The organism is Campylobacter sp. P0103, from assembly GCF_002139545.1.
GTDB classification, from domain to species: Bacteria; Campylobacterota; Campylobacteria; order Campylobacterales; family Campylobacteraceae; genus Campylobacter; species Campylobacter devanensis.
This window is the reverse complement of sequence record NZ_MJKG01000001.1, coordinates 212,585-234,928: the sequence shown is the minus strand read 5'-3', so window position 1 is coordinate 234,928 and position 22,344 is coordinate 212,585. Positions and strand designations below refer to the sequence as shown.

Annotated in this window: 24 protein-coding genes and 1 pseudogene; 15 read left to right on the top strand and 10 right to left on the bottom strand. The window is 34.1% G+C overall.

The genetic code is table 11. The features are described from left to right. Nucleotides 1–7 precede the first annotated feature (7 nt). The 5 genes from CIGNP103_RS01180 to CIGNP103_RS01160 form a co-directional block, all read right to left on the bottom strand. On the bottom strand, nt 8–613 hold the full coding sequence (locus CIGNP103_RS01180) for a single-stranded DNA-binding protein (protein WP_086232024.1): 606 nt from the start codon (nt 611–613) through the stop codon (nt 8–10). 17 nt (nt 614–630) lie between these two features. Further along, entirely contained in the window at nt 631–1,017 is a 387-nt protein-coding gene (gene rpsF, locus CIGNP103_RS01175) for a 30S ribosomal protein S6 (protein ID WP_086241244.1), read from the bottom strand. A gap of 87 nt (nt 1,018–1,104) precedes the next feature. Continuing rightward, nucleotides 1,105–2,097 (bottom strand): DNA polymerase III subunit delta, encoded by a 993-nt coding sequence (gene holA, locus CIGNP103_RS01170; protein ID WP_236845110.1) that lies wholly within the window; start codon nt 2,095–2,097, stop codon nt 1,105–1,107. Continuing rightward, nucleotides 2,090–4,009, bottom strand: a complete 1,920-nt coding sequence (locus CIGNP103_RS01165) for an RNB domain-containing ribonuclease (RefSeq protein ID WP_086252497.1) — start codon at nt 4,007–4,009, stop codon at nt 2,090–2,092. Before CIGNP103_RS01165 ends, holA begins: the two co-directional genes overlap by 8 nt. Further along, entirely contained in the window at nt 4,006–4,818 is an 813-nt protein-coding gene (locus CIGNP103_RS01160; RefSeq protein WP_086233379.1) for an HDOD domain-containing protein, read from the bottom strand. The genes CIGNP103_RS01165 and CIGNP103_RS01160 overlap by 4 nt, the downstream gene beginning before the upstream one ends. A 141-nt stretch (nt 4,819–4,959) precedes the next feature. Here CIGNP103_RS01160 and ilvC point away from each other — a divergent pair, with 141 nt between their 5' ends. The 10 genes and pseudogenes from ilvC to glyS all read left to right on the top strand — a co-directional run bounded on the left by ilvC (nt 4,960) and on the right by glyS (nt 13,988). Further along, entirely contained in the window at nt 4,960–5,982 is a 1,023-nt protein-coding gene (gene ilvC, locus CIGNP103_RS01155; protein WP_086238816.1) for a ketol-acid reductoisomerase, read from the top strand. Beyond that, on the top strand, nt 5,983–7,128 hold the full coding sequence (locus CIGNP103_RS01150) for a divergent polysaccharide deacetylase family protein (RefSeq protein WP_086268439.1): 1,146 nt from the start codon (nt 5,983–5,985) through the stop codon (nt 7,126–7,128). Next, nucleotides 7,112–7,876, top strand: a complete 765-nt coding sequence (locus tag CIGNP103_RS01145; RefSeq protein ID WP_086241246.1) for a DNA-processing protein DprA — start codon at nt 7,112–7,114, stop codon at nt 7,874–7,876. The genes CIGNP103_RS01150 and CIGNP103_RS01145 overlap by 17 nt, the downstream gene beginning before the upstream one ends. Beyond that, on the top strand, nt 7,873–8,244 hold the full coding sequence (gene ruvX / locus CIGNP103_RS01140; protein ID WP_086252496.1) for a Holliday junction resolvase RuvX: 372 nt from the start codon (nt 7,873–7,875) through the stop codon (nt 8,242–8,244). The genes CIGNP103_RS01145 and ruvX overlap by 4 nt, the downstream gene beginning before the upstream one ends. After that, nucleotides 8,241–9,107, top strand: coding sequence for an RsmB/NOP family class I SAM-dependent RNA methyltransferase (locus tag CIGNP103_RS01135; protein WP_086252495.1), 867 nt, complete (start codon nt 8,241–8,243; stop codon nt 9,105–9,107). Before ruvX ends, CIGNP103_RS01135 begins: the two co-directional genes overlap by 4 nt. A gap of 93 nt (nt 9,108–9,200) precedes the next feature. Then, a complete protein-coding gene (gene purU, locus CIGNP103_RS01130; RefSeq protein WP_086227104.1) occupies nt 9,201–10,031 on the top strand; it encodes a formyltetrahydrofolate deformylase in 831 nt (276 codons plus the stop codon). Continuing rightward, nucleotides 10,031–10,519: a tRNA (cytidine(34)-2'-O)-methyltransferase gene (locus CIGNP103_RS01125; RefSeq protein ID WP_086241249.1), complete on the top strand. Its 489-nt coding sequence runs from the start codon at nt 10,031–10,033 to the stop codon at nt 10,517–10,519. Before purU ends, CIGNP103_RS01125 begins: the two co-directional genes overlap by 1 nt. Further along, nucleotides 10,507–11,796 (top strand): endonuclease/exonuclease/phosphatase family protein, encoded by a 1,290-nt coding sequence (locus tag CIGNP103_RS01120; protein WP_086252494.1) that lies wholly within the window; start codon nt 10,507–10,509, stop codon nt 11,794–11,796. The genes CIGNP103_RS01125 and CIGNP103_RS01120 overlap by 13 nt, the downstream gene beginning before the upstream one ends. 13 nt (nt 11,797–11,809) lie before the next feature. Continuing rightward, nucleotides 11,810–11,899 (top strand): annotated as a pseudogene (locus tag CIGNP103_RS08430) (hypothetical protein); the annotation flags it as partial. Nucleotides 11,900–11,963: 64 nt separating this feature from the next. Beyond that, a complete protein-coding gene (glyS, locus tag CIGNP103_RS01110; protein WP_086252493.1) occupies nt 11,964–13,988 on the top strand; it encodes a glycine--tRNA ligase subunit beta in 2,025 nt (674 codons plus the stop codon). 53 nt (nt 13,989–14,041) lie between these two features. Here the strand turns inward: glyS and CIGNP103_RS01105 are convergent, their stop codons facing one another. After that, nucleotides 14,042–14,410 (bottom strand): hypothetical protein, encoded by a 369-nt coding sequence (locus CIGNP103_RS01105; RefSeq protein ID WP_086235288.1) that lies wholly within the window; start codon nt 14,408–14,410, stop codon nt 14,042–14,044. Nucleotides 14,411–14,526: 116 nt separating this feature from the next. On the opposite strand from CIGNP103_RS01105, the gene CIGNP103_RS01100 reads away from it, so the two are divergent. The 5 genes from CIGNP103_RS01100 to CIGNP103_RS01080 all read left to right on the top strand — a co-directional run bounded on the left by CIGNP103_RS01100 (nt 14,527) and on the right by CIGNP103_RS01080 (nt 17,796). Beyond that, complete coding sequence (locus CIGNP103_RS01100; protein WP_086224406.1) at nt 14,527–14,736, top strand: hypothetical protein; 210 nt, start codon at nt 14,527–14,529, stop codon at nt 14,734–14,736. A 2-nt stretch (nt 14,737–14,738) separates the two neighbouring features. Beyond that, complete coding sequence (locus CIGNP103_RS01095) at nt 14,739–15,545, top strand: M23 family metallopeptidase (protein ID WP_086268438.1); 807 nt, start codon at nt 14,739–14,741, stop codon at nt 15,543–15,545. A 64-nt stretch (nt 15,546–15,609) separates the two neighbouring features. Further along, a complete protein-coding gene (locus tag CIGNP103_RS01090; protein ID WP_086268437.1) occupies nt 15,610–16,005 on the top strand; it encodes a hypothetical protein in 396 nt (131 codons plus the stop codon). Further along, the gene (locus CIGNP103_RS01085; RefSeq protein WP_086268436.1) at nt 16,002–16,670 is read left to right on the top strand and encodes a response regulator transcription factor; all 669 of its coding nucleotides are present in this window, start codon (nt 16,002–16,004) and stop codon (nt 16,668–16,670) included. Before CIGNP103_RS01090 ends, CIGNP103_RS01085 begins: the two co-directional genes overlap by 4 nt. Continuing rightward, nucleotides 16,663–17,796 carry a sensor histidine kinase gene (locus CIGNP103_RS01080; protein WP_086241255.1) on the top strand — a complete coding sequence of 378 codons (1,134 nt, stop codon included), beginning with the start codon at nt 16,663–16,665 and terminating at the stop codon, nt 17,794–17,796. Before CIGNP103_RS01085 ends, CIGNP103_RS01080 begins: the two co-directional genes overlap by 8 nt. A gap of 28 nt (nt 17,797–17,824) precedes the next feature. Here the strand turns inward: CIGNP103_RS01080 and CIGNP103_RS01075 are convergent, their stop codons facing one another. From CIGNP103_RS01075 to CIGNP103_RS01060, 4 genes are read right to left on the bottom strand one after another with little or no spacing between them, the layout of a single operon-like run. Then, entirely contained in the window at nt 17,825–18,484 is a 660-nt protein-coding gene (locus tag CIGNP103_RS01075) for a LutC/YkgG family protein (RefSeq protein ID WP_086241256.1), read from the bottom strand. After that, nucleotides 18,477–19,910: a LutB/LldF family L-lactate oxidation iron-sulfur protein gene (locus CIGNP103_RS01070; protein ID WP_086241257.1), complete on the bottom strand. Its 1,434-nt coding sequence runs from the start codon at nt 19,908–19,910 to the stop codon at nt 18,477–18,479. The genes CIGNP103_RS01075 and CIGNP103_RS01070 overlap by 8 nt, the downstream gene beginning before the upstream one ends. Continuing rightward, the gene (locus CIGNP103_RS01065; RefSeq protein ID WP_086268435.1) at nt 19,907–20,644 is read right to left on the bottom strand and encodes a (Fe-S)-binding protein; all 738 of its coding nucleotides are present in this window, start codon (nt 20,642–20,644) and stop codon (nt 19,907–19,909) included. Before CIGNP103_RS01065 ends, CIGNP103_RS01070 begins: the two co-directional genes overlap by 4 nt. Before the next feature lie 5 nt (nt 20,645–20,649). Beyond that, entirely contained in the window at nt 20,650–22,293 is a 1,644-nt protein-coding gene (locus tag CIGNP103_RS01060; protein WP_434780849.1) for a lactate permease LctP family transporter, read from the bottom strand. Nucleotides 22,294–22,344 lie beyond the last annotated feature (51 nt).

Genomic DNA, 22,344 nt, shown 5'->3' with positions numbered 1-22,344 from the left:
TTATCCTTTAAAATGGAATTTCATCTTCGCTACTATCATTAAAATTTGATTTGCTTGGTTTGCTATCATATTTTATATCAGCATCGAGATCTATCTCTGGGACTTTTTCTTGATAAGGCTCTTCTACTTGCTGTTTTTGATTGTAATTGCTATTTTGTTGATATCTGTTATTTTGGTTAAATTCTCTCCCATATCCACTATTATCTTCTCTTTGGTATGAGTTTGATCTGTTATTAGGATATCCGCTATTGTAGTTTGGCTCACTATCTCTATTAAATCCACCTTGATTTTGTTGTCCGCCTAGCATCTCCATATTTTCTACTACTACTGAGTGTTTAGAGCGATTTTGGCCATTTTGGTCTTGCCAAGTATCAAATTTTAGCCTTCCTTCTATTAAGACTTTGCTACCTTTATTTAGATATTGATTTGCTATTTCGGCTTGGCGACCAAAAAAGGTTATGTCAATAAAGCAAGTTTCATCTCTCTTTTCGCCATTAACGCTAAATTTGCGATTAACAGCCATACCAGCACTACCTACGGCGGTGCCACTTTGGATATATCTAAGCTCGATATCTCTAGTTAAATTTCCTACCAAAACTACTTTATTAAACATAATCTAGCCTTTATAAATTACTCTTGAGGAGCTGCTTTTTCTTCTATTTTTGACTCTTTTTTAGGTTGGGTTAATTTTTGACCTTTGCTTAGTTTGTCCCAAGCTGCGATCTCTTTTTTGTTTTCATATTTTACAGGCAAGAATCTAATAACTTCTTCGGTTATTCTTAAATTTCTTACTAATTCAGCGATTAGTTGAGTTGGTGCTTTGAAGTAAATTACAAAGTATGTTCCACGCTCATATTTATCAATTTTATAAGCTAATTTGCGTGTTCCCATTTCAACTACACTAGCAATTTCGCCACCATTTTTTGTAATGATCTCTTTAATGAAATCAGCCTTAACTTTAACTTCATCTTCTGTAAGTGTTGGTTTTAAGATGAATAAAAGCTCATAATGTCTCATATATTCTCCTTATGGATTTCGCTCTTTTTCTACAAAAGAGCAAGGAAATTCGCACAAAATGCGGTTGGCATTCTACTAAAAATATGCTTAAAATTTGCTGTTTTGACTTAAAATTTCTTGTAAATTTAAAAGGGCTGAGAGTAGGTAGCACTCTTTGTCTATGTTGTTTTTGCACTTTAGATCAAATTCAATCTCATTTAAAAATTTAAATATTTTAGTGTATTGATCAATTTTTATAGATATTGCTTGGGATTCGAGTTTATTTAAAATTTGTGGTGGAGGCGTGTATCCTAAGACAATTTTTGGATCAAATTTGCCATTAGTTTTTATATAACTATGTATCAGATAAAGTCTATAAAATGCCCTAAATAGCATATTTAAAAGCGAAATTTCATTAAATGAGCTATCATTTATAAACTCAAAATAATCGCTATTAATACTCTTTTTGCTAATGATTTTATCAAAAAGCGCATCAAATCCAATACCGTTTAAGGCATAAACTCGCTCTTTTATCTCTTCAAGATTAAATTTATTTGCGATATTAGCTAGTTTATTTAGCTCACTAGCACTAAGATATAGATTCTCATTTTGCAAGTTATAAATGTATAAAAGAGATTGACTATCTATATTTAGGCCTAAGATTTTGGCGTGATTAGATAGGATTTGATTGACTTCTGAAGCAGTGCTAGGTGGGAAAAATCTAACAAAATTTGATCCAAAATGCTTTTTTAAATCGCTTATGGATTTTTCATCGCCTTCGTGTAGTTCAAAGATAAATATATTATTTGGATTATTTTGGCATTGGGTTATTAGCTCTTTTGTATCTTTGGTGGGGATTTTTTTGTCATTTTTGATATGTAATAAATTTGAATTTGCAAATAGCGAAGGCTCGCTAAGATGCGAAATAGCAAGATTAAAATCATAATCATCATAGTATAAGCTAAGCATATTATCTTTATTAAATTTATTTAAAATTTCTTTAGCGTAAAACTCAACTTGATAACTCTCAGCCCCATAAAGCAAGAAAAAATTTGGGATATTAGCAGAATTTAAAAGCGTTATAAAATCTCTTTTATACATCTAAAATCTCTACTATTTTTCCGATTATCTTAGCTGTTGGGATATCGACATCTGTGATTTGAACCATAACTGGGGTTAGAATTTCGCAAAAATCGCTTAAAAATATTCTAGCGCCTTTTAACTCATCATCTAATCTAGCTATTGATTGATTGGTGCTCTCTTCTATAAAGCATTTAAATGTTTGGCCTATATTTTTAGCTGCCCAACGAGCAAATTTGCGATCCATAAAATCCCAAGCTACCTTATCGGCTTCTCTTTCTAAGATATTTAAATTAGCACAAAGTTCATCTATGCCTAGCATTAGGTAGTTACTGATTTTAGAGTCATTTTGAGCTTTTAAAATTCTATGAAGCAAGAGATCTGAGTATCTGCGAATAGGGCTAGTAAAATGCGTATAAAACTCAAATCCAAGCCCAAAATGCCCTCTAGAGCTGCTAGAATACTCGGCTCTTTTTTGTGCTTTTATGATGAGCTTATCGACATCTTCTCTGATATTTAGCTCACTTGCTTTGGCTTGAATTTGCGCTATCATAAAGACCAAATCGCCGTGATTTTCGGCTTCTATGCCAAGGGCGGCAAGATCATCTAAGAGTGCGTTAATCTTTTTTATATCTGCTGGTTCGTGATTGCGAAATATTCCTTTGCTTGCTCTTTTTGCTGCGGCTTTATTAGCTAGGAGCATACACTCTTCTATCAAAGAGTGTGATGGAGTTGAGCTTTCAAATTTAGTTGATTTAATCTCATTATTTTCATCAAGGCTCATTCTAAGCTCTAATGTATGAAAATCAAAGCCATTTTTAAGCCGTTTTTCTTTTAATCTTTGTGTGAGATCAAAAAGTGGTATTAGCCACTCTTTTATCTCGTCTTGACAATCAAATTCGCCGCTAAGCAAGCTATCAACTTCATCATAATTAAATCTTCTTTTAGAGTGGATCACACAGCTTATTAAATCCTCTTTAATGGCTTCTAAATTTGAGTTTAAAGTAATTTTAAAAAGATAAGCGAGTCTATCGCAATTTGGTTTTAAAGAGCAGATATTTTCGCTAAGCTCACGAGGTAGCATCGGCACAGCAATGTGTGGAAAATATATAGAAAAACCCCTAAGTCTAGCCTCTTTATCAATGCCGCTATATGGGCTTACATATTCACTGACATCAGCGATAGCTATGTAGATTTCATTTTTATGCTTATCAAAATATATCGCATCATCAAAATCCTTAGCATCAACAGGATCAATGGTGCAAAATGGCAAATGAGTTAGATCAACTCTATTAGGATACATACTTTTATCCACTTCATTGCCAAAGCTAATGGCTTCATTTATGGCTATTTTTGGGAAAATTTCACGCTTATTATATAGTGCCATTGAGATTTTTTGATCTACATTAGCATCACTTAATACGCCTAAGACTTCTACAATATCATTATCTAAATTATTGATCTTTAAAACAGTGCCTAATGGAAGCTCTTTTAGGGATTTTTGACTAGCTTTTAGGGCGATTGTGATGGAGTTTGGGATAGTTACGCCCATTATAATGGAGCCAATTTTTTTGGTATATACTACACTTGTTTCATTTGCCATAAGCAATACAGCCACCACGGCTGCTTTTTGGCGTGGTTTTTTAAATTTAGTTAGTTTAGCAAGAACGATATCGCCAAAGTGAGCTCCGCCTAAATCACGATTTTCTATCATTAAATCTTGCTTAAATTTGCTATCGTATGGATATAAAAATCCAGTCCCATTACTAGATATATCTAGTTTCCCACAGACAAAGCCGTCATTGAGATAATATCGATTTTTATATTTTGTAACGGCTTTTATCTGTTCTAATACTCTTAAAATTTCAAGTTCGCTTGACTTGATATATTTACTCTCTAATCCAGTAGTTAAAGAGTTTAAAAATGCTTTCAATGTTGTACTTTTTCAATAGCACTGAAAAATAGTTGAGTATCTAAATTATAGAGTTTTAAAAGCTCAATAGTACTATTTATCTGGTCTGGTAAGAGTGTGCCAAATACATTTATGCTATTACTTATCACGCTTAAGATATAGCAGTGCTTTTTAAGATTTTCTGGGGCATCAATTGGGTTTAAAGAGTATTTTATAACTTCTGCAATCTCAGGTTCTAGATTCCAGTTTTTAAAGATTTGAGCTGTAACCATCTGACTTGAGATACCTACCATATCTATCTCAAGTTTAGATAGTTCGTTTGTTGTGGAGATGTTTTGTAATTTATCTTTGAATTTGGTAGATTTTTTAGAATCAATTAACTCTTTAGCAATTATAATCTTGCCTATATCCATCATAAAACTAGCTGGTGAAATAATGTTTAAAAGTTCACGATTTATCTTGCTGCACCAGTGAAATGCTAAAGCGTTTTGCAATATTGCCAAATCCATAAATTTAGCACTAGATATTCCATATGGTTCTAGATTTATCTTAAAGCTTTTACTAATTGTGCCAGCTAGAGCAAAACCTCTAATGGTCGCCATTCCAAATAGTGCTACAGCTCTATTTATATCAGCAATTTCTCTGCTAAACCCATATAATGGACTATTTGCTGAGCGTAAAATATTTGCTGTTAACATTGGATCTTGGTGGATTACGCTAATTAACTCAGCAATATCACTATCTTCGCTGCTGCAAATTTGCTGAATTTTCATAATTGTCTCATCAAGTGGTGGTAGAGATTTTATACTCTTATAGATTGCATCGTTCATTATATTTCTCGTGTTTTTGATTGATTTGAGTAATTTTACTACATTGAAGTTAAATTTTTGATAATTTTTTGAAAATTTTATCAAATTTAAATTTTAATAATGTATAATTGCCCTTTATTTTTTACTAAAAGGAAGAAGATTATGGCAATAACAGTTTATTACGATAAAGATTGTGATTTAAGCCTAATTAGATCTAAAAAAGTCGCAATGATAGGCTTTGGTTCTCAAGGTCACGCCCATGCTGAAAATTTAAGAGATAGTGGCGTAGAGGTTATCATAGGATTACATCCAAATGGCAAAAGTTGGGCAAAAGCCGAGGCTAAGGGCTTTAAAGTTATGAGCGTAAGTGAAGCGACAAAAGCAGCTGATGTTGTGATGATACTGACTCCTGATGAATTACAAGCTGATATATTTAAAGCTGAGATTGAGCCAAATTTAAAAAGCGGTAGCGCAATCGCTTTTGGCCATGGATTTAATATCCATTATGGTCAAATCGTCCCACCAAAGGGAATTGATTGTATCATGATAGCACCAAAAGCCCCAGGCCACACTGTGAGAAATGAATTTGTAAATGGCGGCGGTATCCCAGATCTAATAGCAGTAGCGCAAGACGCATCAGGCAAGGCTAAGGATATAGCATTAAGCTATGCTAGCGCTATTGGTGGTGGTAGAACTGGTATTATAGAAACTACTTTTAAAGCCGAGACTGAAACCGATCTATTTGGAGAGCAAGCTGTATTGTGTGGCGGACTTTGTGCGCTTATAAATGCTGGATTTGAGACCTTAGTAGAGGCTGGATATGAGCCTGAAATGGCATATTTTGAGTGCTTACATGAGATGAAATTAATCGTAGATCTAATCTACCAAGGTGGTATGGCTGATATGAGATATTCTATCTCTAATACTGCTGAATTTGGGGATTATGTAAGCGGCAGACGAGTAGTAGATGAGAGATCAAAAGCAGCTATGAAAGAGATCTTAAAAGAGATCCAAGATGGTACATTCGCTAAAAACTTTATCTTAGAAAGAAAAGCTGGTTATACTAAGATGAATGCTGAACGCAAATTAAGCGATGAAAGCTTACTAAATAAAACTGGCGAAAAATTAAGAGCTATGATGCCTTGGATCAATAAAGGTAAATTAGTAAATAAAGATAAAAATTAATTGGAACAAGATAAAAAAAATAGCGCCCAAAGAAGTAGGGTGCTTTTATATGTTGGTATTTTGCTCTGCATTTTAGTAGTTGCTATGGCTATTTATACAATTGCTAGTAACTATAAAAATCCTTCTAAAGCTCATAATCAAACACGTATAATAGAAAATATAGATAGATATTTTGAGAGTAGAAGACAGGATTTTACCATATTTGATGTACCTAGAAATTTAGAGCTAAATATCACTGATGAAGTTAAAATACAAATGTTGCCAACTCCAAATTTTACTAAGTTAGATGGCGATGAATTTGATGGTGAGTTTGTTGAGATTAAAAGAGTTGATGAAGTAATTAACAATGATACTAATTCAACAATAAATAATAGTAAAGATCTAAATTCTAATCCAAATTTAAAAGCAAATCCAAGTCAAAAATTAGCCATAAATTCTAGTGAAAATACGAACATAAAACCAAAGCCAACTAATAAACCAAAATCTAATAAACCAAAATTGGCTATAATAATTGATGATATCTCTACATTTTATCATGCTAAAAAGATTAAATCACTAAATTTAAATATCACACCATCAATTTTTCCACCGAATGATAACTATCCAAATAGCGCAAGAGTAGCTAGGGAATTTGAGTTTTATATGATACATTTGCCACTTGAAGCTATGAATTATCAAGCGCAAGAGAAAAATACTCTAAAAGTAGGTGATAGCAGTGCTAAAATAGAGTCTGAAATTAGCAAAATTAGATCAAATTTTCCAAAGGCAATATATATAAATAACCACACAGGAAGCAAATTTACAAGCGATTATGACTCTTTAAAAAAGCTCTTTATAGCGTTTAAAAAACACAATATGATATTTATAGATAGCTACACGACTAAAGATTCTAAGGCTAAGATTTTAAGCAGTGAGTTTGGGAATAAATATTTAAAAAGAGATGTTTTTATAGATAATACCAAAGATGAAAAAGCTATAATAAATAAGCTAAAAGAGGCTATAAAAATAGCTCAAAAAAGTGGCTTTGCTATAGCGATTGGACATCCATATGAGCAGACTTTTAAGGCTTTAAAGAGCTTTAAAAGTGAGTTAGAGAGCCAAGTTGATATAATATTTTTAAGAGATTTGTATGAAATTTATAACTGACTTTAATCTCAACTCAAATTTCAAAAACCCACCACAAAAGCTATATTATAAAGGAAATTTAGAGTTATTAAATTCGCCAAAAGTAGCAATTGTCGGCTCAAGAAAATGCTCATCTTATACCAAAAACATAACCCTAAATCTCGCTTCAACGCTAAAAAAATATGGAGTTTGTGTAGTTAGCGGCGCAGCGATTGGCGTAGATATCCATGCTCACACCGGTGCGTATCCGCATACAATTGCGGTTTTTGGTAATGGATTAGATCAAATTTATCCATTACAAAATGCCAAAATGATAAAAGATATCTATAAAAACTCATTAGCATTAAGCTCATATGAGCCAGGCATCGTAGCAAAGGGGTGGCAATTTTTGGAGCGAAATTTAATCACGGTAGCCCTAAGCGACGCAGTTGTAGTAGCTCAAGCTGATATTAAAAGTGGCTCTATGAGTAGTGCTAGGGCGGCTATTAAATTTGGAATTCCGCTCTATGTATTGCCTCAAAGACTTGGTGAGAGTAGTGGGACTAATGAGTTATTAGCAAGTGGCAAAGCGCAGATTATTACTGATTTTGATAAATTTGCTATGAAATTTGGGCTGAAAAATTATGATCAAAATAGCGATGAGATCATTGAATTTATCAAACAAAATTCAAATTTTGATGAGTGTTATTCTAAATTTGGAGATATTATCTATGATTATGAGCTAGATGGCAAAATCGCTATTGATGGAATTTATGTGAGAATTTTATGATAGTTGGGGTTGATATAGGACTTAAAAGAATTGGCGTAGCTATAAGCCCAGATGGCAAAATTGCTATCCCAACCATACCAATCTTGCGTAAAAATCGCAATCAAGCCGCAAGAGATCTTGATAATATGCTAAGAGATAATGGAGCCAAAATCTTAGTTGTAGGCTTGCCAAAGGGTGGTAGCTGCCAAGATGAGATGGAGCGTAGGATTACTCACTTTATCTCTCTTTTAAATTTCGATGGAGAAGTGCATTATCAAGATGAATCTTATAGTAGCGTTGAAGCTAGCGAGCTAGTAAGAGATAGGCGAGATGGCAAATTCGATAGCGTAGCGGCGATGATAATTTTGGAGAGATTTTTAAAAAGATGAATTTTAAAGATTATCTAAAATCTAGTTTAAATAAGGCTGATTTTCAAAGGGTTTGGGATAGCTTTTTTGAGCCTAAAAGTGTTGGGTTTTATCTAAATTTATTGAAATTTGATAAGGATTATATTATCTCAAATTTAGATGATTTGGGGGTTGAATTTAGGGAGATTTTGCCAAATTTTTATCTATGTAAGGCTGAATTTAAAGAGATTTTGACTCACTCTGAGTTATTTAACAAAGGAGCGATATATATCCAAAATCCAAGTAGCTATCTAGCAGTTTTAGCTCTAAATCCAGCTAAAAATGATATCGTTTTAGATATGTGTGCTAGTCCAGGTGGAAAGAGCATTGCGCTAGCAAATATGATGGGATATGGGGCAGATTTGGCGGTGATGGAGAGCGATAGCAAGAGATTTTATACCTTAAAAGCAAATTTAAATAAATATGGTTGTGAGTGGGTGAGAACCTACAATAAAGACGCAAGGAGCATTTCAAGGAGCTGTGTGGGCAGATTTGATAAGATTTTGCTTGATGCGCCATGCTCTAGCTACTCTCATTTTGGTGATGGATTTGTAGAAAAATCAGCCAAAGAGATAAAATCTCTCTCAAAGCTGCAAAAACAGCTTTTAAACTCAGCGTTAATAGCTTTAAAGCCGGGTGGGTGCGTGGTTTATAGCACTTGTACATTCTTTGAGTGTGAGAATGAAGAGGTGATTAAAAATGCCTTGGGATCTAAATTTGATATTAGTATCCAGCCTATTAGCTTTGGTTTAAAAAGCGAGATTGTGAGTGAATTTGGGCTTAGGATTTTGCCAGATTGCGATATGGACGCATTTTTCTTAGCTAAAATTGTGAAAAATAATTAAATTTTTTAATATAACCAAAGTAGCGATTTTGGCTAATTTTTAGCAACAAAATTGTATAATTGGCAGAATTTTTATAAAATTTTTGGAGATAGAGTGGATTATATTTTAAAGATTGATTGTAATGATGAAAAAGGGCTTATATTAAGAGTTAGCGAGATTGTATTTAAGCATGGATTAAACTATGTTAGCACTAGTGAGTTTGTAGATCATGAAAATAGTAGATTCTATATGCGTGCGGTGGTTGTAGGACAGGTAAATACAATTGAGTTTCAAAACACTCTAAGTGCCTATTTGCCAAGTGATAGTGTAATATTTTTTGAATCCATAAAGAAAAAAGATATAGTAATCCTAGCAACAAAAGAGAATCACTGCTTAGGTGATCTGCTTATTAAACATAGTAGCAAGGATCTAAACGCAAATATCTTAGCTATCATAGCCAATCACGATACCTTGCGTCCATTGAGTGATAAATTTGATATCCCATTTACCTGTATTAGTGCTGATGGACTAGATAGGGTTGAGCATGAAAAATTGGTCTTAAAAGAGTTAGAAAAATATAAATTTGATTATATGGTTTTGGCAAAATATATGAGAATTTTAAGCCCTGATTTTGTCAAGCGATATCCAAAAAAGATTATCAATATTCATCACTCATTTTTACCAGCTTTTATAGGGGCAAATCCGTATAAACAAGCTTATGAGCGTGGTGTGAAGATTATCGGAGCTACGGCGCATTTTGTTACTGATGATTTAGATGAAGGGCCAATCATCACGCAAGATGTAATAAGAGTAAATCATGAGATGAATTGGAAAGATATGCAAAAAGCTGGTAGAGATGTCGAAAAAGTGGTGCTTAGCAATGCTTTGGAGTTAGTTTTTGATGAGAGAGTTTTTGTTTATGATAATAAAACGGTGATATTTTAATGTTTAATATCGTACTTGTAAATCCTAAAATTCACACAAATACCGGAAGTATCGGTAGAATGTGTGTTAATTGTGGAGCTAAATTACACTTAGTTAAGCCTTTGGGATTTGAGATTGATGATAAGCATTTAAGGCGTGCGGGGCTAGATTATTGGGCGAGCTTAAATCCCGTGATTTGGGAGAGTTTGGATAGTTTTTTAGAAGCAAATTTGGAATTTAAAGATAGATTTTTCTTTGCGACTACTAAGTGTAATAAGCTATATTTTGAAGCTGAGTTTAAGCCGGGGGATTATCTATTTTTTGGTGGTGAGAATTGTGGATTGCCACTTGATTTAATGCGATTAAATAGGGATAATTGTATCACTATACCTATGACTAGTCAAGGTAGGAGCTTGAATTTAGCCACTAGCGTTGGGATTATCACCTATGAGGCTATCCGCCAAAATATAGATAAATTCGATTTTAGGGATATGGTATGCGAATTTTAATCTCTATTATTCTGTTTTTTGGGTTGCTTTTTTCATCAGAATTAAAGATCGCTACATATAATGTCGAAAATCTCTTTGATGATAGGATTAGTGGTAGTGAATATAGCGATTTTAAATCAAATAGATGGAACGAGGCAAAATATCAGCAAAAACTACAAAAAATCGCTAGAGTTTTAAAGCATTTAGATGCCGATGTGGTGGCATTAAATGAGATTGAAAATCAAAATGTAATGAAGGCGCTAGCTGATTTGAGCGGATATAGATATTATAAATTTGCTACTACAAAGGGTGCGCCAGTTGGACTTGGGCTACTTAGTAGATATAGGATTAGTGATAGTAGAGTTTATCTTGTGCCAAATGTCAAAACTAGGCCGATTTTGATGAGTAGGGTGGAATTTGATGGTTATGATATTGAGTTTTTTGTAGCTCACTTCCCAGCGGCTAAAAATCCACTTAAAAGCAGAATCGCCGCAGCTGATACAATGAAAAGAGCTATTAAAAATAGCCAAAATGGGGTGATTTTAGGCGATTTAAATAGCAATTATGGATATAAATTTTTGCTTAATAATCTTGATGGATGGACGAATTTGTGGGAGTTTATCCCTATTAGTCAAAGAAGTAGCTATAAAAATGGAAAAAGTGCAATTGATCATATAATATTAAGTAGGGATTTGATGAGTGGGAATTTGAGTTATAAAAATGGGAGTTTTGGTATTTTCAAAGCAAATTTTATGGATGATAGTTACTCTGATCACTACCCTATATATGCTACAATAACTACGCAAAATAACTCTAAAGAGTTGCCAACTCTATCAATTAATGAGCTTAAATCATCTAATCAAAGAGCCAAGATATCAGGCGTTGTGATATATAAGGATAAAAATGGATATATATTAGCCGATGAGAGTCGGCGTGGAATTTATATCTATGAGAAAAATCCATCTCTTGGTATTGGTATGAGAGTTGATGCGGTGGCAAATAAGATTGAAGATTATAAGGGTAATATGCAAATTAGTAGTATCTCTTATGTAAGCTTAGATAGCGATTTTAAGGGTGATGAGAGCAGCTATATGATGGATATAAATGATATAGATATGGCTACAAGCGGCGATGTGATTGGGGATATTGTCTTAGATATTAAGGGTGGATTTGCTAATATTTCTAATACTAAATTTAAAATTTACTCACCAAATAGGGCGATAAAAGATGGTAAAATCTCGATTAAAAAGGCTATTGTGTGGAGTTATAAGGGACAAAAGGAGTTGATAATTGAGTGAATTTTTGACTTTTATGGGTTGGGTTGTTGTTGTGTTTATTATTTTTGTTCTTGTCGTTGGGTTTAATCGTCAAATGATGGAGAAAAATAGAATTAGAGATGAGATAACAGCTGCTAGAAAAGCCGCTAAGGATAAAAAGCAAAAAATAGATATAGATGGAGATAGCAATGAAAATGTTAATTGAGATTGGAGTAGAAGAGCTTCCTGCGATACCTTTTTTAAAAGAGCTTAATAATATTGAGCCAAAATTTAAATCTGCGTTAGATGAGTATAATATTAAGTGTGATTTTAAGCTTGATTATACCCCTAGAAGAGTTGTATTGCATGGTGATATGGATGAATTCGCTGGTGATAAGGTGGTCGAGAGTATCGGCGCACCAAAGCATGTGGCGCTAGGTAGTGATCACAATTGGTCCGCAGCAGCGATAGGATTTGCCAAAAAGTGTGGCATAAGTTTAGATGAGCTGAAATTTGAAAATATCAATGGCAAAGAGGTTTTGTATCATAAGAGCGTGATTAAGGGGGATTTGAGTAAAAATCTGCTTGCTAAGGTTATAAATAAGTTTATATCATCTTTAAATTTCGGTAAATCTATGAGATGGGGAGATGGTAAGTATGAGTTTATCCGTCCGATTAGGTCTATTGTAGCGGTTTTGGATGATGAATTAGTGGATATGGAGATTTATGGTGTGAAGTCGCAAATGGCCTTTTATCCACATAGAAATTACGGCTATGAGATGGTGAAATTCGCTACTATAGATGAGTATTATAGTGCTTTAGAGCGTAATGGGATTATCCTTAGTGCTGATAAAAGGCGAGAGAAAATTCTAAATGAATTTAAGCAAATTGAGCAAAATAGCGGTTTGAAAATCGAGCTAGATGAGGATTTATTAGATGAAGTTGTGGCTATTACCGAGATGCCTACTGCGCTTATGGGTGGCTTTGAAAAAGAGTTTTTAGAAGTGCCTAGTGAGGTTATAGTAACTTCAATGAAAGAGAATCAACGATACTTCCCATTAAGAGATCAAAATGGCAAATTAAGCAATCATTTTGTGGTAGTTAGCAATGCTATTAGTAGTGATTCGAATTTGATAATCAAAGGTAATGAAAAGGTGCTAAGAGCTAGGCTAAGTGATGCGAAGTTCTTTTGGGAGAGCGATCTAGCTAGTGAGTTTAGCTCAGCGAAATTAAAAAATATCACCTATTTAGCCGCTCTTGGCTCAATGTATGATAAAGAGATTAGAGAGCGCCAGATCGCTAGGGAGTTAGCTAAAATCTATGAAAAAGAGCTAAAAGATGAATTTGGTGGTGAGTTTATAGATGAGCTTGATAGGGCTGTTATGCTTAGCAAGGCTGATCTTGCTACCTCGATGGTATATGAATTTACAGATTTACAAGGGATTATGGGGAGTTATTACGCTAAGCATAGAAAAGAAAATCACTTTGTAGTAGAAGCGATCAAAGAGCAATACCTGCCTAATAAAGAGGGTAGTGAGTGTCCGAAAAGCTACTTTTCTAGCGTGGTGGCACTATCATCTAAGCTTGATACGCTAATGGGGTTATTTAGTATAAATAAAATCCCAACAGGCAATAAAGACCCATACGCTCTAAGGCGAGCTGCAGCTGGGGTTATACGGATTGTTTTGAATTTAAATATAGAGTTTGATATCAAAAAAATTCTATCTCTAATAGCTCAAAATTATGCTAAATTTGATTTGGGTAGTTTGGAGCTATTTATAACTGATAGATTATACACTATGTATAATGCCAATCCATCTGTGATAAAAGCGTGTCTAGATAGTGGTGTAAGGGATATTAAAAGGCTAAATCTAGCTATAATTGCCTTAGATGAGATAAGCAAAGATAGCGAATTTAAAGAGAATTTCTCCACATTCAAACGCCTAGCAAATATAATCAAAGATAGCAAGATTGATAGTGTAGATGAGAGCTTAATGGAGCATGAGAGCGAAAGAGCATTGTATAATAAATTTAACTCATTAAAATTAGATATCAATGATACAAAGGGATATTTGCTATCGTTATTTGATCTAAAACCTTATATTGATAGCTATTTTGATAATGTAATGATAAATAGCGATGATCCAAAGATCAAATCTAATCGCATATCCATAATTGGGCAAATTTATCAAGCATTTTTAAAAGTCGCTGATATAAAAGAGATAACTATATAATCATTAGAGTGCTTTAAAGGCACTCTTGGATTGAAAAATTGGATTAAGAAGGGTTAAAAGATACCAGCGAAGAGCAGTTTGGAGTCTAGGTGATACTCGATTGCTATCTTATTTTCGCCTCTATAATTTTTCAAATAATTGGCTATTTTGTTTGAAATTTCATCAAATTTAACTCTATTTATAGACTCTTTACCGCTTATTATAAGCTTTAAATTATCGCTATTTGAGTCTATTTTGACATCGTGTAAGATATCATTATATCCAAGCATAATATCTTTTTGATTATGCTCATCAGCTCCCATAAAATCAACATCTATACTATATGTAGATAGAGGTATATTTAGTTCAGTAGGCTCACTATTGTTTTGTGCATAGCTACCAAGCGATAATAAACATGGCAAAAGTAGATGTAAAATTCTCATACAAACTCCAAAAATTTATCCTAGATTTTATCATAAAATGCATTATTTAAATATAAATTTCAAAGTTAAATTAAGGAATTTTAGGTATTATTGCGAAAATTTTTTAAGGAGATATAGTGAGTTTCGATGAATTAGAGCTAGAAGCTATTATACAAGAGGTTTTAGAAGAGTGTGGAGAGTTTGAGAATTTAGATGATGAGGAGCTTTATGAGCTTATTGAAAAGATCAAAGAATTAACAGATGGCGATACTGAAGAGGCTTATGAACAGCTAAATGGATATTCGCCAATTAGTAGAAAAAGATTCTTATCTCTATACTCTGTTTGATTATGCGAGTAGTTTTAGCTCTTTTGATATTTGCTGTTTTTAGCTGGGCTGAGGATACCTTTAATGGTAGTGTGGAGATTTTTAGCATTGATTCTAATTACGCTGGTGAGCTAAAAATCAATGATAAAACCACAGCTTGGCTAGATCATCCTACGCAAGATGGGGTAAAGATAGCCATTATCCCTATTGGATACTACGCTAAAGATGATATTAATATCACAAATAGCCTAAATAACCAAAGCAATTTAACAATATTAAAAGTTAAGCAAAAAAACTATAAAAAAGAGAGTATCACAGTAGCCCCCGCAAAGGCTAATCCACCAAAAAGTGTGACGAATCGCATAGAAAAAGAGAGAAAAGAGGCAATTGAGATATATAAGACTTCTAGCCCAAATTTGCTAGTTAATAGCGAATTTATATCGCCTATGAGTAGCTTTATCACTAGTGAATATGGAAATGCTAGGGTATTTAATGGTAGTATTAAGAGCTATCATGGTGGCGTTGATTATAGGGCGGCGATAGGGCAAAAGGTGGTGAGTGCTAATGATGGGATAGTAAGAATCGCTAAAGATAGATATTATGCTGGAAATAGTGTTGTGATTGATCATGGTGGTGGTATTTATACACAATATTATCACTTAGATAGGATAGATGTCAAAGTTGGCCAAAAGGTTGCTAAAGGTGAGAAAATTGGCTTAAGCGGTGCGAGCGGTAGGGTGAGTGGGCCACATTTGCACTTTGGGATTATAGTGCGAAATACTCAAGTTGATCCATTGATTTTTATAGAAAAATTCAACTCAATTTTTTAAATTCACATTTTTTAAACAAAAGCTATATATAATTTCACTATATTTTATATAGAAAGGATTTAAAATGAAAAAGATTTTAAGTATAGCTTTAGCGGCTATGGTAAGTAGTAGTGTGGCATTTGGCGCTGATAGTGCGACTAGTTTAAGCAAAGAGATGTTTGAGTTTAAAAAAGAGGCTAGTAAGGAGTACTATAAAATTCAAAAAGGTTGCGAGCAAATTCATGATAAAATAGCTAAAGCAACTCAAAATATGGATTCTAAACAAAAAGAGGAATTCAATAAAGAATTTAGATATCAAATGCGTCAAAATATGGCCAAACTAGGCAAAGATGAGCAGTTTTATAATGGAATTTGTGGTCCGCATATAAGAGGTTCAAAAGCAAATAATCGCTCTGATCGCCCAGGTAAATTTGCGCCTAATTGCCCAAATGGTATAAATCCAGATTGTCCAATGAGATGAGCAGCAAAATACTTCTAATAGAAGATGAGCCTATGCTTTGTGAGATGGTTAGTGATTATCTTATGGAGCAGGGCTTTGAAGTTGTAAGTAGTGATAACTATGAAGATGGCTTGAGTTTAGCGTATGAGGGTAAATTTGATATTTTTATCTTTGATGTTAAGATTATAGGTGGTAATGGCTTTGATCTACTTAATGAGCTTAGAGACTCTGGGATCAATACTCCTTGTATCTATATCACCTCATTAAATGATATAAATGATCTAGTTAAGGGCTTTAAGAGTGGTTGTGATGACTATATCAAAAAGCCTTTTGAGTTAGCTGAATTACATCTAAGAGTAGATAATATCCTAAAACGCAAATTTAGCCACTCAAGTAGTGATAACTATGTAGAGATCTCTTCAAATATAAAGTTTGATATAATACAAAAGAGATTAATCAAAGATAATGCTATAGTCCAAATAGCCAAAAAAGAGGCTGATTTGCTAGTTTTATTTTTAAAAAATCGTGGCAAAATTTTAAGCAGAGATGAGATATATATGAATTTATGGGATTATGGTCAGGTGCCAAGCGAGCTAAGTCTAAGAGTATATATCAGAAATTTGCGTAAAATAATTGGCGAAGAAAAGATAATCTCACATCCAAAAATAGGCTATGAATATGTATAGCAAAAAGTATATTTTGCCAATATTTTTGCTATATACTCTTTCTAGTATGATATTTTTAGTCGGATTTGCCACTATGTATTATAAAGAGGCGAAATTTGATATAATCAAACGAGATAAGATCCGCCTAGAGGCCTTTGCTAAAGAGCTTGAGTATATACTTCGCTTAAATAATAATATAGATAATATAATGAAATTAAAATCTTTTTATCCAATTAATTTTTATAATATCAAAACAGGTAAATATATCTATAAAAGCTTTGATACACCTAAATTTAAAGGCAAATTTTATGAAGGTTTAGATGCTTTGTATATGAGAGAGAATATCCACTCAAAAAGACGAACAATAGAGCTATTTGTAGAGTTAAAAAGTGAAGATACTATTAAGGATATAAATCAGCTTTTTTGGCGTGTGTGGCTTATTGCTGGGGCGGTTTTTGTTTTGGTTGGGCTTATTGCTTTTGTTTTGGTTAAGCTTGCGTATTTGCCACTTTTAGCGCAGATAAAAGCGCTTAATAATTTTATTACAGATACTACGCATGAGATTAATACCCCTTTGAGCGTGATACTTATGAGTAGTGAGATGTTTGATAAAAATCCGCCAAAATATTTAGAAAATATCAAAATAGCAGCCAAAACTCTAAGTGGAATTTATAATGATTTGGCTTTGAATTTAAAGAATAATCCAAATGTTATTAGTAAATTTAATATCCAAACTCTGCTTGAGAGTCGCATTAAGCTATTTGAGCTTTCAGCTAATTCAAAGGGGCTTAAATTTGAGATTAATTCTAACTCTTTTGAGCTATCTAGCGATATACAAAAAGTTGGTAAAATATTGGATAATCTCATATCAAATGCGATAAAATATAGTAACAAAAATTCCAAAATTATTATCAATTTAGACCAAAATAGCTTTGAGATAATCAACTTTGGAGCTACTATCTCTAAAGAGAATATAGATAAAATTTATGATAAATTCAGCCGTTTTGATACGCAAAATGGCGGCTTTGGGATTGGGCTTAGCTTGGTTAAGCGATATTGTGATGAGCTTGGGCTTAGTATCGAGTGTGAAAGTGGCGATAATCAAACTAAATTTAGAGTGATTTTAAGAGATTTTAAAGATAGATAATTGGCATGGAGAGTCTCTCCATGCGATTTTAATATAAAATTAAATGTGCTTTTTGTGAGCCATGAACGCCAAAAACGGTTATAAGCTCTATATCAGCTGTCCTAGATGGCCCAGCGATAAATAAAATATTGCTTGGTAATTTGCCGTTTTGATCGACTTTTAGGGCGTTTAGAGCGCTTACTAGTGAGTTTTTGACTCTATCTTTTTTAAGTAAAACTATACAAAGATTTGGCGCTAGGCTTAACATTCTAGGTTGAGCTTGGCTAGATTTTAGCAATGCTACGCCATGAGAGCTGACACCATATTCGGCATGAACTATAGAGAACTCACTATGAAATACATCGCTTCTTAGCTCTTCTATAGGCTTATCGAAACAGATTTTTTGATCAGCTTTAATCTTATCTAAATTTAAATTCAACCCACTTCCATAGATCATTTTTTTGTATCCATAGCTAGCTACAATCTCATTTATCGTATCTTCTAGAGCTGATGGCTCGCATTCATGGACGATATATTTGTTATCGCTCATTTTTTGCTTCATTTCAGTAAGAGCATTATCTGTAGTTTGGATATGCTCTACTGGATCTATGCTAGGAGTGGATTCATGGCCTGTGATTTTGTAGCTATCTTTTAAGCGAGAAAGGATCATCTCTTTGGATTTAGCTGAAATTTCATCTATTCTATTCATAGCGAACTCCTTCCATATTTTCAAGCTCTTTATATAGATTTTTTTTAATCTGTGGTAGCTCTTTGTATTGGCTCCAGCTTTTTATAACTGGGATTGAGTTTTGGAATTTATGTAAAACTGAGTTAAATAGATGAGTTTGACTAAGGCTAAATCTCCATAAAGCGCCATTTGTAGCGATCTTAGCAAACTGCTTCATCGCAAATGCTTCGGCTCTATTTTTATGGCTATTTTGCGTGCTAAGTGGTGGATTTTTGCCTTGGCCAACTTTATTTGCTCTTAGCTTTCTAATTAGATCAGCTAGTGGGATTCTAACAGGACAAACCTCACTACATCTACCACAAAGCGAACAAAATGTAAGTATATCACCGGTTGTTTCCATGCCAAAGATATTTGGACTAATAACCTCGCCAATAGGCCCAGGATATACAGTTTGGTAGCTATGGCCGCCGATTTTGTCATATACAGGGCAGAAATTCATACACGCCCCACATCTAATACATCTAAGAGCCTCATAGTAGTCATGATGAGCTAGCATATCACTTCTGTGATGATCAAATAGTATCAAATGAACCTCTTTTGGCCCATCAAATTCATCATTTCTTGGGGCTGTGATTATATTGTTATATGTAGGGATGAATTGTCCCGTGGCTGATGGTGTGAGTAGATGAACCATAGTAGCAGCATCTTCAAAGCTCTCCATAACCTTCTCAATCCCACAAAGTGCAACATGAATTTTAGGAGCGGTAGTACACATTCTACCATTTCCTTCATTTTCAATGAGCCAAAATGCGCCCTCTTTAGACATAGCGAAATTTACACCACTAAGCCCCATCTCTAAGCCTTCAAACTGATCTCTTAAATGTTTTCTAGCTATTTGATTTAGTTTTTCTGGTTCGCTTTCTAAATTTGAGCCTAATTTTTCTTGAAAAATTTTGCCTATTTCATTGCGATTTTTATGGATTGCTGGGACGACTATATGGACTGGTGCTTCATCATTTAATTGTATTATTAGCTCACCAAGGTCAGTCTCAACAGCATTTAATCCCTTATTAGCTAGATAGTGATTTAGTCCTATCTCTTCACTAGCCATAGATTTGCCTTTTAATATCTTTTTGATATTGTTTTGGCGCATTAACTCATATATTATCTCACAAGCATCAGTAGCTGAGCTAGCCCAATGGACTTTAATGCCGTTTTTTGTGGCGTTTTTTTCGAATTCAATTAATCTATCACTAAGAGACATTAGGGCGTTATTTTTAGCTTTTTTAGCCTTATCTCTTAATCCTTGCCAATTATTAAATTTCGCATTTATCACATTTAGGCGGTTTTTTTGTAAGGTGTGCATAGCGATTGTGAGATTTTGTCTTAATTGAGTATCGCCAAGCTTGATTTTTACGATTTGTTTGTGTGGCATTTTTTTACTCATAGGGATACTCCTTCTAAGCGTTTAATCAAGAAATCATATAGATGAAGACATTTGATATCTACGCCATTTCGTTTCATTGTGCCTGAAATATTTAATAAGCAACCACCATCGCCACTTATCAAGTAGCTAGCACCTGTATTTTTGATATCTTCTATTTTGGCTAGTGCCATTGCGTTTGAGATATCGCTCTCTTTGATTGAGAATGTCCCACCAAATCCACAGCACTCCTCTTCATGTTCAAGCTCGATTAGCTCTACATTTGATAGTTTGCGGATTAAATTTTTGCTAGATTCTACGCTTTTAGCTACTCTTAAAGCGTGGCAATTAGAGTGCCATGCGACTTTGATTTTATCGCCTTTATCTTGGTAATCTACTTTTAGAATTTCATCTAAGTATTGACTTAGATCATATACTCTAGCGGCGAATTTTTGAATCTTGTCAAATTCGCTACTTCCTTCAAAAAGCTCTAAATAATCATGCCCCATCATACCAGCGCAAGAGCCGCTAGGGACGATAATCGGGATATCTTCATCAAATAAATTTATATTATGCATAGCTACAGCTCTACTCTCATCAAAATATCCGCTATTAAAAGATGGTTGAGAGCAACAGGTTTGATTTTTTTTGAAAATCACCTCCACGCCCTGGCGGCGTAGAAGTTTAATAGCATTTAAAACGCTATCTTGCATAGCAGCACTACCAAGGCAAGTAGCGAAAAAATATACTTTTCTCATAGATATTAACCCTTAAGTACGATATCTGGGATAATTCCTTGCATAAAGAATGCGATGATTAAAGTCCAAATACCAATTAAGATAATGAAAGCAACTGAGTATTTAAGTGTGAATTTAAATAGCTCACTCTCACGACCTACTAAACCAACAGCAGCGCACGCTATAGCGATACTTTGTGGGCTTATCATCTTACCTACGACACCACCAACAGAGTTAGCTGCCAAAAATAGTGCTTCACCAACACCAAGCTCTCTAGCGCTAACTTGTTGAAGTGGGCCAAATAGAAGATTTGAGCTTGTATCTGAACCTGTTAAGAATACGCCTATCCAACCAATCACAGGGCTAAAGAAAGCAAAAGCATCGCCAGTTTGAGCAAAGGCAAGACCTAGAGTTGTACTCATAGCAGCGTTTTTAGCGATAAAGGCAAATGATACAACAAGACCGATTGTAATACAAGGAATCGCCATCTCTTTTAGTGTATCCCAGAAGCAATCTGCAGCGTCGTTGGCTTTGATTTTTAAAAACCAAATTGATAAGAAAGCAGCTAGTAATATAGCGGTGCCAGCTTGAAGGCCTACAAAGCTGATATTTAAATTTAACCCAATAGCCTTACCAGTAGCATCAACTATGCTTGTGCCTACATTGTTGGCAGCTAGAGTTACAACTGTGTAATCAAATATTCCACCTTTAGCAAATAGTGCTTTAAACCATGGTTGAGTCCATAGAATTATACAAGCGATTAATAGGATAAATGGTAGCCAAGCTTTGAATATTTGGCCGTTACTAAGTTCGGTTTTGCTTGTAAAGTCTGTTTGGTCATCAAGTCTAAATATATTAGATGGTTTCCAAATTTTCAAAAATGCAGTAGTACAAATAAGAGATACAACAGCAGAAACAATATCAGGAAGCTCGGCACCAAGGTAGTTTGAGCTGATAAATTGTGTAGCAGTGAAGCTAATTGCAGCTACTAAAATTGCAGGAAATGTCTCTTTAACACCTTTAAATCCATCCATTAAAAATACAATGAAAAATGGAACAGTAAGGCTAAGTGGAACTAGCATTCTACCAACCATTGCTGAGACTTCATATTGTTCTACACCAACTAAATTTGCCATCGCAATAATAGGAATACCCACAGCACCAAAGGCAACAGGAGCAGTATTGGCTATCAGACACAATCCAGCAGCATATAAAGGCTTAAGTCCAAGACCAACTAAAAGCGCAGCAGTGATAGCAACTGGGCCACCAAAACCGATAGCACCTTCTAAGAATGAGCCAAAACAAAATCCAATTAAGATAACTTGAATTCTGTGATCTGGAGTAATGCTAATAACGCTTTGTTTGATAACTTCAAATGAGCCTGATTTAACTGAAAGTTTGTATAAGAATATCGCAGCGATGATAATCCAAGCGATCGGCCACATACCTTGTGCGAAGCCTTGAACGAAGCTAGCACCGATGAGAGAAAAAGGCATATCATATACAAATAACGCCAAAACAGAAGCCAAAATAACTGTTAAAAAAGCAGCCATATAGCCTTTTAGCTTAAAAACTAAAAGCGAAACCAAAAAACATAAAATTGGCAAAAACGCCACCAACGCACTTAGCCATATATTGCCAAGTGGATCATATACCTGTGTCCATTGCATATAGACTCCTATCGATAAAAATTTTTTGAAATTTCATTTTAGCGTAAATTA

Excerpts from the sequence above, each read along its gene's own strand:
- CIGNP103_RS01075 (WP_086241256.1), bottom strand. The coding sequence starts at position 18,484 with ATGAATAGAATAGATGAAATTTCAGCTAAATCCAAAGAGATGATCCTT.
- ilvC (WP_086238816.1), top strand. The coding sequence starts at position 4,960 with ATGGCAATAACAGTTTATTACGATAAAGATTGTGATTTAAGCCTAATT.
- CIGNP103_RS01085 (WP_086268436.1), top strand. The coding sequence starts at position 16,002 with ATGAGCAGCAAAATACTTCTAATAGAAGATGAGCCTATGCTTTGTGAG.
- rpsF (WP_086241244.1), bottom strand. The coding sequence starts at position 1,017 with ATGAGACATTATGAGCTTTTATTCATCTTAAAACCAACACTTACAGAA.
- CIGNP103_RS01120 (WP_086252494.1), top strand. The coding sequence starts at position 10,507 with ATGCGAATTTTAATCTCTATTATTCTGTTTTTTGGGTTGCTTTTTTCA.
- CIGNP103_RS01090 (WP_086268437.1), top strand. The coding sequence starts at position 15,610 with ATGAAAAAGATTTTAAGTATAGCTTTAGCGGCTATGGTAAGTAGTAGT.
- CIGNP103_RS01145 (WP_086241246.1), top strand. The coding sequence starts at position 7,112 with ATGAAATTTATAACTGACTTTAATCTCAACTCAAATTTCAAAAACCCA.
- CIGNP103_RS01065 (WP_086268435.1), bottom strand. The coding sequence starts at position 20,644 with ATGAGAAAAGTATATTTTTTCGCTACTTGCCTTGGTAGTGCTGCTATG.
- glyS (WP_086252493.1), top strand. The coding sequence starts at position 11,964 with ATGAAAATGTTAATTGAGATTGGAGTAGAAGAGCTTCCTGCGATACCT.
- CIGNP103_RS01070 (WP_086241257.1), bottom strand. The coding sequence starts at position 19,910 with ATGAGTAAAAAAATGCCACACAAACAAATCGTAAAAATCAAGCTTGGC.
- CIGNP103_RS01180 (WP_086232024.1), bottom strand. The coding sequence starts at position 613 with ATGTTTAATAAAGTAGTTTTGGTAGGAAATTTAACTAGAGATATCGAG.
- CIGNP103_RS01095 (WP_086268438.1), top strand. The coding sequence starts at position 14,739 with ATGCGAGTAGTTTTAGCTCTTTTGATATTTGCTGTTTTTAGCTGGGCT.
- CIGNP103_RS01060 (WP_434780849.1), bottom strand. The coding sequence starts at position 22,293 with ATGCAATGGACACAGGTATATGATCCACTTGGCAATATATGGCTAAGT.
- holA (WP_236845110.1), bottom strand. The coding sequence starts at position 2,097 with ATGTATAAAAGAGATTTTATAACGCTTTTAAATTCTGCTAATATCCCA.
- CIGNP103_RS01160 (WP_086233379.1), bottom strand. The coding sequence starts at position 4,818 with ATGAACGATGCAATCTATAAGAGTATAAAATCTCTACCACCACTTGAT.
- CIGNP103_RS01105 (WP_086235288.1), bottom strand. The coding sequence starts at position 14,410 with ATGAGAATTTTACATCTACTTTTGCCATGTTTATTATCGCTTGGTAGC.
- CIGNP103_RS01125 (WP_086241249.1), top strand. The coding sequence starts at position 10,031 with ATGTTTAATATCGTACTTGTAAATCCTAAAATTCACACAAATACCGGA.
- CIGNP103_RS01135 (WP_086252495.1), top strand. The coding sequence starts at position 8,241 with ATGAATTTTAAAGATTATCTAAAATCTAGTTTAAATAAGGCTGATTTT.
- CIGNP103_RS01080 (WP_086241255.1), top strand. The coding sequence starts at position 16,663 with ATGTATAGCAAAAAGTATATTTTGCCAATATTTTTGCTATATACTCTT.
- ruvX (WP_086252496.1), top strand. The coding sequence starts at position 7,873 with ATGATAGTTGGGGTTGATATAGGACTTAAAAGAATTGGCGTAGCTATA.